The 8,464-nt window shown below is 56.6% G+C and carries 7 protein-coding genes and 1 pseudogene; 3 read left to right on the forward strand and 5 right to left on the reverse strand.

Annotated features, from left to right (window positions below; translation table 11 throughout):
* The coding region (locus CINSTRO3249_RS10160; RefSeq protein WP_254304262.1) for a flagellar biosynthesis protein FlhF at positions 1 to 1,360 on the forward strand (1,360 nt) is incomplete at its 5' end.
* Positions 1,361 to 1,566: 206 nt separating this feature from the next.
* Here CINSTRO3249_RS10160 and glmM read toward each other — a convergent pair.
* The 4 genes from glmM to rlmE form a co-directional block, all read right to left on the reverse strand.
* Entirely contained in the window at positions 1,567 to 2,904 is a 1,338-nt protein-coding gene (gene glmM, locus CINSTRO3249_RS10165) for a phosphoglucosamine mutase (RefSeq protein WP_074013199.1), read from the reverse strand.
* A complete protein-coding gene (folP, locus tag CINSTRO3249_RS10170) occupies positions 2,901 to 3,746 on the reverse strand; it encodes a dihydropteroate synthase (RefSeq protein WP_074013200.1) in 846 nt (281 codons plus the stop codon). The genes glmM and folP overlap by 4 nt, the downstream gene beginning before the upstream one ends.
* A gap of 141 nt (positions 3,747 to 3,887) precedes the next feature.
* Positions 3,888 to 5,819 (reverse strand): ATP-dependent zinc metalloprotease FtsH, encoded by a 1,932-nt coding sequence (gene ftsH, locus CINSTRO3249_RS10175; protein WP_074013201.1) that lies wholly within the window; start codon positions 5,817 to 5,819, stop codon positions 3,888 to 3,890.
* 55 nt (positions 5,820 to 5,874) lie between these two features.
* Complete coding sequence (gene rlmE, locus CINSTRO3249_RS10180) at positions 5,875 to 6,504, reverse strand: 23S rRNA (uridine(2552)-2'-O)-methyltransferase RlmE (RefSeq protein WP_074013202.1); 630 nt, start codon at positions 6,502 to 6,504, stop codon at positions 5,875 to 5,877.
* A gap of 145 nt (positions 6,505 to 6,649) precedes the next feature.
* Here rlmE and yhbY point away from each other — a divergent pair, with 145 nt between their 5' ends.
* Complete coding sequence (yhbY, locus tag CINSTRO3249_RS10185) at positions 6,650 to 6,943, forward strand: ribosome assembly RNA-binding protein YhbY (RefSeq protein WP_074013203.1); 294 nt, start codon at positions 6,650 to 6,652, stop codon at positions 6,941 to 6,943.
* A gap of 142 nt (positions 6,944 to 7,085) precedes the next feature.
* On the opposite strand, the gene greA is transcribed toward yhbY, so the two are convergent.
* Positions 7,086 to 7,562, reverse strand: a complete 477-nt coding sequence (greA, locus tag CINSTRO3249_RS10190; RefSeq protein WP_074013204.1) for a transcription elongation factor GreA — start codon at positions 7,560 to 7,562, stop codon at positions 7,086 to 7,088.
* Between the two features lie 259 nt (positions 7,563 to 7,821).
* Here greA and dacB point away from each other — a divergent pair.
* Positions 7,822 to 8,337, forward strand: a pseudogene (gene dacB, locus CINSTRO3249_RS10195) (D-alanyl-D-alanine carboxypeptidase/D-alanyl-D-alanine-endopeptidase); the annotation flags it as partial.
* Positions 8,338 to 8,464 lie beyond the last annotated feature (127 nt).

The following is an 8,464-nucleotide window of genomic DNA, read 5'->3' on the forward strand; positions in this document are numbered from 1 at the left end:
CATAGGTATCTACACATTTATCGTGATACCTGTTATTACTTTGCAGAATGATTTCAACCTATCTGTTGGCGGGATTGACTCTCGCCTTACCCGCCGATATCAGACGCTGGTTAAACAGCATATGACGCCCGCGGCTCTTCTTGCTTCTGCGGTTAAAGACCTCGCAAGTGCTCAAAAATCAACTTTCGCAACTACCCAAGCTGTCTGGCGTTTTCTGAATAATAAGCGAATTAGCTTCAGTCAACTCAATGAGCCAATTATTTCGCTAGCACTTGAGCAAATTTCGCTTAGCCCGCATCCATACGCTCTCGTTGTTCATGATTGGTCACGTTTACAATTTCTTTACCATCATGCCAAATACGGACGCTTAAAAATGACGCACGGTGGCGATGTTGGATATGAACTTCAAAGCAGCTTGCTGGTTGATGCTGGCACGGGTTTGCCAATAGCGCCTCTATCTCAGACACTTACCGATGCAACCGGTTGTCATTCAACGTTGGCGGAAGGACTGTCCGAACGGCAGACACATATGGACGCCTTGACGACCGATATTGCCCGTGTGGAATCGCTTAATATAGGTAAAAAGCTGATTCATATAATTGATAGAGAGGGTGACTCTATTGGACATATGCGGACGTTGAGTACTCAAGGAATATGCTGGCTTATCCGAGGAAAAGAAGGACATGGTGCAGAGTGGCAAGGTAATTCATTGAAAATTGGTGAGATTGCTGCTCTTCTGCCATACAACGGATGCGGACAGGTAGACTGGAAAGGGAAAAAAGCTGATATGGAAATCAGTGAAACCTCGATAGTCATAACCCGAGCTGCGCAGCAGAAGCGTAAAGATAAAGAAACCGGCCGCCGCATAAAAATCCAACCTGGAGAGCCTCTGACGGTCAGATTGGTTGTTGTTCGGCTTACGGATGATCTCGGTAATGTGGTGGGACGCTGGACGCTGCTTACAAACGTTTGCAGCGAGATCACCTGCGAGGAAGTAGCTCGTTGGTATTACTGGCGCTGGAATATTGAATCATTTTTTAAGTTGCTGAAAGGTGCCGGACATGACGTAGAAACATGGCTTCAGCGCAGCGCGCCAGCCGTACTACGCAGGTTGTTAATAGCCAGTATGGCTGCTGTTCTGGTATGGCGGCTGCAACGCGCTGAAGGAGAAGAAAATGCGGCAGCCCGCCAGCTGATATGTCGCTTGTCAGGACGACAGCAAAAGCGAGGCCGCAGAGAGAGCGCTCCTGCTCTGCTCGCTGGCCTATCCATCTTGTTGAATACACTAAAATTATTATCGGAATATAGTCTGGAAGAACTTACTCATTTAGCGAGAGTTGCTCTTAAGCCTCCTCCCTGATGTGTAGATACCTATGCCTTAGCGCCGGGCCCTTCACCTCAGCCTGCGGCTTTCACCACCTCAGCGCCGGGCCCTTCACTTCAGCCCACGGCGTTCACCACCTCAGCGCCGGGCCCTTCACTTCAGCCCACGGCGTTCACCGCCTCAGCGCCGGGCCTTACGCCTCAGCCTGCGGCATTCACCACCTCAGCGCCCGGCCCTTCACCTCAGCCTGCGGCTTTCACCGCGTCAGCAATGTGATGCGCCAGCCGGCTGACCTGCTCGGTGTCTTCCCCCTCCACCATAACGCGGATAAGGGGCTCGGTGCCCGACTTGCGCAGCAGCACCCGCCCGCGCCCGGCCAGTTGCTGCTCCACGTCGTCGCTGGCCTGCTTCACCGCCGCCGACGCCAGCGGATCGTGTTGCCCGGCGAAGCGCACATTGACCAGGATCTGCGGCAACAGGCGCATGCCGCTGCACAGATCGTGCAGATTCATGTGGTTGCCAACCATCGCCGATAACACCTGCAGCCCGGCGATGATGCCGTCGCCGGTGGTGGTTTTGTCCAGCAAGATGACGTGACCGGAATTTTCAGCGCCAATAAGCCAGCCTTTTTCCTGCATTTTCTCCAGCACATAGCGGTCGCCGACGCGAGCGCGCACGAAAGGCACCCCCAACTGCTTCAGCGCCAGCTCCAGTCCCATATTGCTCATCAGCGTGCCCACCACGCCGCCGGACAGCTGGCCCTGGCGCAGTTTTTCCCGCGCAATGACATACAGGATCTGGTCGCCATCCACTTTCTGCCCCAGATGATCGACCATAATCACCCGATCGCCGTCGCCGTCATAGGCGATGCCCAAATCCGCCTTCTCCGCCAATACCCGGCTTTGCAGCAGGCGAACATCGGTAGCGCCGCACTCCTGGTTAATATTCATACCGTCCGGCTGGCAGCCGAGCGTCACCACCGTCGCGCCGAGTTCGCGCAACACGCTGGGCGCGATGTGGTAGGTGGCGCCATTGGCGCAATCCACCACAATCTTCAGCCCCTTAAGACTTAAATTGCCGGGGAAGGTCCCTTTGCAAAACTCGATATAGCGCCCGGCCGCATCCACAATGCGACTGGCTTTGCCCAGCTCCGCCGATTCGACGCAGGTCAGCGGCTTGGCCAGCTCCGCCTCGATAGCCTCTTCCACCTCGTCGGGCAGCTTGGTGCCGTCGATGGAGAAAAACTTGATACCGTTATCATAAAACGGATTATGGGAGGCGGAGATCACTATGCCGGCCTCGGCGCGAAAGGTCCGGGTCAAATAGGCAATGGCCGGCGTCGGCATCGGGCCGGTGAACGCTGCGGAAAGCCCCGCCGCCGCCAGTCCCGCTTCCAGCGCCGACTCCAGCATGTAGCCAGAGATACGGGTATCTTTGCCGATAATGATTTTCCGCGAGCCATGGCGCGCCAGCACCTTACCGGCGGCCCAGCCGAGCTTGAGCACAAAATCCGGCGTAATGGGGCTGTCGCCGACCTTGCCACGGATGCCGTCGGTGCCGAAATATTGATGATTACTCATTGAAAATAGGTTTCCTTCGCTGTAAGCGTGGCTTCCACCACGCGCATGGCTTCCACGGTCTGCCTGACGTCATGGACCCGGATAATCTGCGCCCCCTGCAGTGCGGCGATTACCGCGCAGGCAACGCTGCCTGAAACCCGCTGTTCTGCCGGAAGATCCAACAATGCGCCTATCATTGATTTGCGCGACATTCCCACCAGCAGCGGCAGCCCGAGATGATGCAAATCACCCAATCGGGCCAGGAGGCGATAATTATGCGCCAGGGTCTTGCCAAAACCGAAGCCCGGATCGAGCACCAGTCGGTTTTTGGCGATGCCGGCAGCTTCACAACGCGCAATTTGCTGTACGAGAAAAGCCTCTACTTCCGCCAGCACATTCTCATAATGCGGCGCCTGCTGCATGGTGTCCGGCTCGCCCTGCATATGCATCAGGCAGACGGGCAGTTGGCTGGCGGCGGCGGCGTCCAGGGCACCCGGTTCACCGAGCGCGCGGATATCGTTGATCATATGGGCACCGGCCGCCGCGCTTTCACGCATCACCAGCGCCTTGGAGGTGTCTACGGAGATAAACGTATCAAAGCGCTGCGCCAGCGCCGCGACCACCGGCACCACCCGCGCCGCTTCTTCCTCATCGCTGACCGCCTGCGCGCCGGGGCGGGTGGATTCACCACCGATATCGATAAGGGCTGCGCCGGCATCCAGCATTGCCGCGGCATGATCGATGGCGTCGGCCGGACGTTGATATTTGCCGCCGTCGGAGAACGAGTCCGGGGTCACGTTGAGGATCCCCATGACGCGGGGCACCGCCAGGCTGAGGGTGCGCTCTCGCGCAATAAGTTGCATAACGGCGTTTCCTTATGCTGTGCAATCTGTTAGGCGGCTATCTTAGCATTTTCAGCGCAAAAAAAAGCCCCGGCGTGTCGTATAACGCGGGGCTGGCGGTATTACCGCGCCGGGGCTTACAGGCCGGCGCGCAAGGGACCTTTAGCGGTTGCCGTATTGCTCCGACATGGTATTGCCGGGATTCGGCGTGCGAGGCTCGTCCACCGGCGTCGGGGCGCGCGGCGTACCGTCGTCGCCGCTATTGCCGGAGACGGTGTCGTCCCAGCCGGCGGGCGGGCGGACGGCTTTGCGGCCCATCAAATCGTCGATCTGCGGCGCATCGATGGTTTCATATTTCATCAGCGCATCCTTCATGGCATGCAGGATATCCATATTTTCCGATAGCAGCGCGCGGGCGCGGACATAATTACGCTCAATCAGTGACTTCACTTCCTGATCGATAATACGCGCCGTTTCATCGGACATGTGCTTCGCCTTGGCCACCGAGCGACCGAGGAACACTTCGCCCTCTTCTTCGGCATACAGCAGCGGGCCGAGCTTTTCGGAGAACCCCCACTGGGTCACCATGTTGCGGGCGATAGAGGTCGCTACCTTGATGTCGTTGGATGCCCCGGTGGACACTTTCGCCGGACCGTAAATAATCTCCTCGGCCAGCCGGCCGCCGTACAGGGTGGAGATCTGGCTTTCCAGCTTCTGGCGGCTGGCGCTGATGGCGTCCCCTTCCGGCAGGAAGAAGGTCACCCCCAGGGCGCGACCACGCGGGATAATCGTCACTTTATGCACCGGATCATGCTCTGGCACCAGGCGGCCGATAATGGCGTGGCCGGCCTCGTGGTAGGCGGTAGACTCCTTTTGCGCCTCGGTCATCACCATGGAACGGCGCTCGGCGCCCATCATGATTTTGTCCTTGGCTTTCTCGAATTCCACCATCGATACCACGCGTTTGCTGCCGCGGGCGGCGAACAGCGCCGCTTCGTTCACCAGGTTAGCCAGATCGGCCCCTGAGAACCCGGGCGTACCGCGCGCAATGACCGACGCATCCATATCGGGCGACAGCGGTACGCGGCGCATGTGCACTTTCAGAATCTGTTCACGACCGCGGACATCGGGCAGGCCAACCACCACCTGGCGGTCGAAGCGGCCGGGACGCAGCAGCGCTGGGTCCAGCACGTCGGGCCGGTTGGTCGCGGCAATGACGATAATGCCCTCGTTACCTTCAAACCCGTCCATTTCCACCAGCATCTGGTTCAGGGTCTGTTCGCGTTCGTCGTGTCCCCCACCGAGACCCGCGCCGCGCTGACGCCCGACGGCGTCGATTTCATCGATAAAGATGATGCACGGCGCCGCTTTTTTCGCCTGCTCGAACATGTCGCGCACGCGCGAGGCGCCCACGCCTACGAACATTTCCACGAAGTCAGAACCGGAAATGGTGAAGAAGGGAACTTTAGCTTCCCCCGCAATGGCCTTGGCCAGCAGCGTTTTACCGGTCCCGGGCGGCCCCACCATCAGCACGCCTTTCGGGATCTTGCCGCCCAGCTTTTGGAAACGGCTCGGCTCACGCAGGTAATCCACCAGTTCGCTAACTTCTTCCTTGGCTTCGTCGCAACCGGCGACATCGGCGAACGTTGTCTTGATCTGATCTTCCGACAGCATTCGCGCCTTGCTCTTGCCGAACGACATCGCGCCTTTACCGCCGCCGCCCTGCATCTGGCGCATAAAGAAAATCCAGACCCCAATCAGCAACAGCATCGGGAACCAGGAGATAAAGATCGACGCCAGCAGGCTGGGTTCTTCCGGCGGCTCGCCGACGACTTTGACGTTCTTGGTCAAAAGGATATCGAGCAGCTTGGGATCGTTGACCGGGATATAGGTGGTGTAGCGGTTACTGTCTTTTTTAGTAACGGTAATTTCACGACCGTTAATACGCGCTTCCCTAACCTGATCCTGATTCAATTCGGACATAAAGGTGGAATAATCCACTTTACGGCCATTGGACTCGCTGGGCCCGAAGCTCTGGAATACCGACATCAGCACGACTGCGATAACTAACCAGAGAATCAGGTTCTTCGCCATGTCACTCAAGGGATTAACCTCATATTACAACGGTGTTAACAATTAGCGTAGGGTACTATAGTTTGCGCCCTGTCGCCACAATGTACACTTCGCGGGATCGGGCCCGGGAAGCGTCTGGCTTGCGGATTTTTACCTTCGTAAACAGGGAGCGAATTTCCCGCAGGTACTCATCAAAACCTTCTCCCTGAAAGACTTTAACCAGGAAACTCCCGCCCGGAGCCAGGACATCCCGGCACATTTCCAGCGCCAGCTCCACGAGATACATGGATTTGGGGATGTCGACCGCCGGCGTTCCGCTCATATTGGGCGCCATGTCGGACAACACCACCTGCACCTTCTGCGCGCCTACGCGTTCAAGCAGGGCCTGCAGCACCAGGGGTTCACGAAAATCCCCCTGCAGAAAGTCAACGCCCACCATGGGATCCATCGGCAGGATATCACAGGCGATGATACGCCCTTTGCCGCCGATTTGCGTGGCGACGTATTGCGACCAGCCACCGGGCGCCGCGCCCAAATCCACCACGGTCATCCCGGGCCGGAATAGCTTGTCGCTCTGCTGTATTGCATCAAGTTTAAACCAGGCACGGGAACGCAGTCCTTTTTTTTGTGCCTGTTGAACATATTTATCGCTAAAGTGTTCCTGCAGCCAGCGGCTGGAGCTTGCAGAACGCTTTTTGGTCGCCATCTTATTTCCCAACTATCCTAAAAGAATGTAGCGGTGGAAAGAATTGGCCGCCCGTAAGCCAAATCAGCATCGTCCGATTTGGCGATATGTATGAGATGGCGGTAGAATATGCCGTTTTCAATCCCAACCTAAGTAAAAAATACAAATGAATCTGAATAATAAGCAAAAACAGCACCTTAAGGGGCTTGCTCATTCGCTGAAGCCTGTGGTAATGCTGGGCAATAACGGCCTGACCGAAGGTGTGCTGGCCGAAATTGAACAGGCGCTGGAACATCATGAGCTTATCAAGGTGAAAATTGCCGCTGAAGAGCGTGAGACCAAAACGCTGATTGCCGATGCTATCATTCGTGAAAGCGGCGCCAGCAAGGTACAGGTTATTTGCAATATTCTGGTGCTGTACCGGCCGGCTAAAGAGCGGAAAATTACGCTACCCCGCTAACATCATCTTTTCTGCTGGAAAGATGCCACTCTCCGACCCACAGGAAAAGGCCACGCGCGGCCTTTTGCTTTTCTTTACAAAGCCGACGGCGGCCCGCGGGAGTCAACAGCGGGCGTTGGCCGGCTGTGCAGCGCCCGGACGCTTACAGATACGCCACCTTGAGGATCTCGTATTCCACCTCGCCACCCGGGGTCTTAATGACTACGATATCCCCTTCTTCCTTGCCCACCAGCCCGCGGGCAATGGGGGAATTAATGGAAATCAGATTTTGCTTGAAATCGGCTTCATCGTCGCCAACGATGCGGTAGGTTTGTTTCTCTTCACTATCCAGGTTCTCTACGCTGACTGTTGCGCCGAAAATGACGCGGCCGTTCGGGGCCAGCTTGGTCACATCGATCACCTGCGCATTGGACAGCTTGGCTTCGATTTCCTGAATACGGCCTTCACAGAAGCCCTGCTGTTCCCTGGCGGCATGATACTCGGCATTTTCTTTTAAATCGCCGTGTTCGCGGGCCTCGGCGATAGACCGGATAATTTCGGGGCGGCGGACGCTTTTGAGATTTTCGAGCTCTTCCCGCAGTTTTTCAGCGCCGCGCAGGGTCATCGGAATCTGGTTCATAATTATACCTCTAGATAAATTCTTCCTGCTAAAATAATCGCCGTCCTGGCGTGACAGACGCTGGCGCGACGCGCGTTTGGCACACGCCGCTCACCAAGCGCAAAGCAAAAGGAGGCGACCCCGGAATTGCTTCCCAGGCCAGCCTCAGTTTTGCATTTTGATACGTATTTTACCGCAGAGTTCGGTGTGGGTCATCGTTTACTTTATCCCTGTTTGCACCGTAGTATGACAGCACGTTACTTTGCCGTTGCCCAAAATTATGCGTTTTTTACGATTAGTCATAGGATTGACCAGTGTTTTCATGCTTTCCGCACAGGCGGCGCCGGTTGAAAACTATACGGAATACTTACCCGACGGTGCCAATCTGGCGCTAATGGTGCAAAAAGTGGGGGCTCCGCAACCCACCATTGATTATCACAGTCAGCAAATGGCGCTGCCCGCCAGCACCATGAAGTTGCTTACTGCCCTCGCGGCATTGCTGCAGCTGGGGCCGGATTATCGCTTCACCACCACTCTGGAGGCGTCCGCGGCACCGGTGGGCGGGGTCCTGCGCGGCAATCTGACCGCGCGCTTCGGCGGCGATCCCACCTTCACCCGCCAGCGCTTACGCAATATGGTGGCCGAACTGCGCAAGCAGGGCATCAAACAAATCACCGGCGATCTGATCATTGATACCTCGGTGTTTGCCAGCCATGACAAGGCGCCCGGCTGGCCCTGGAACGACCTGACGCAATGTTTCAGCGCCCCTCCGGGCGCCGCCATCGTCGATCGCAACTGAATCACCCCGGATAAATTAGAGTCTATACTTTAAAAGTGGAGGTCTCTATGACAACGACCAAACGTTACTCTCCGGAAGTCCGTGAACGGGCAGTTAATCTAGTGCTGGAAACTCAGCATGAGCA

This window comes from Candidatus Sodalis sp. SoCistrobi (assembly GCF_900143145.1).
Lineage (GTDB): Bacteria > Pseudomonadota > Gammaproteobacteria > Enterobacterales > Enterobacteriaceae > SoCistrobi.